This is a genomic window from Clostridium algoriphilum (assembly GCF_020443705.1).
Classification (GTDB): Bacteria; Bacillota; Clostridia; order Clostridiales; family Clostridiaceae; genus Clostridium_AD; species Clostridium_AD algoriphilum.
This window is the reverse complement of record NZ_JAIZZK010000127.1, coordinates 1-593: the sequence shown is the minus strand read 5'-3', so window position 1 is coordinate 593 and position 593 is coordinate 1. Positions and strand designations below refer to the sequence as shown.

At 31.9% G+C, this 593-nt stretch carries 2 protein-coding genes; both read left to right on the top strand.

Annotated elements, in window-relative coordinates; genetic code table 11:
• Positions 1–264 (top strand): 4Fe-4S dicluster domain-containing protein (locus tag LGK95_RS22245; RefSeq protein ID WP_226127116.1); only part of this gene is annotated, 264 nt, incomplete at its 5' end.
• Positions 265–276: 12 nt separating this feature from the next.
• Positions 277–593, top strand: a 317-nt coding sequence (locus tag LGK95_RS22240) for a phosphoadenosine phosphosulfate reductase domain-containing protein (protein ID WP_226127114.1), incomplete at its 3' end; no start/stop codon positions are given.

The following is a 593-nucleotide window of genomic DNA, read 5'->3' as shown; positions in this document are numbered from 1 at the left end:
CAGACTTGCCCGGGGAATCTTATATTTAAAAAGGATGACTCAAAAGCTTTTATAAAATATCCCGAGGAGTGCTGGGGATGTACTGCCTGTCTTAAAGAATGTCCTGTTCAAGCTATAAATTATTATCTTGGAGTTGATATTGGAGGCAAAGGAACTTATTTAAATACAAAAAAAGATAAAAATCTTCTTCATTGGCATATATTTAAACCAAATAATGAGGAGATAATTATTACGACTAATGAAACAGAGGGTAATAAATATTAGGGAGGTTAAATTATGGATCATTTAGATGCATTAGAAGCAGAAAGTATTTTCATATTAAGAGAATCTTATAAAAAACTAGGTAAACTTGGAATGTTATGGTCAATTGGAAAGGATTCAACTGTATTATTATGGTTATCTAAGAAGGCTTTTTTCGGACATTCTCCTTTTCCTTTTATCCACGTAGATACAAAGCATAAAATTCCTGCAATGATTGAATATAGAGATAAAATAGCTAAAGAATTTAATATTGACCTTATAGTGCACACAAATCAGGAAGCTATAGATGCAGGTATGGGACCAGATCATGGAAGATTAGTTTGTTGTAAGGC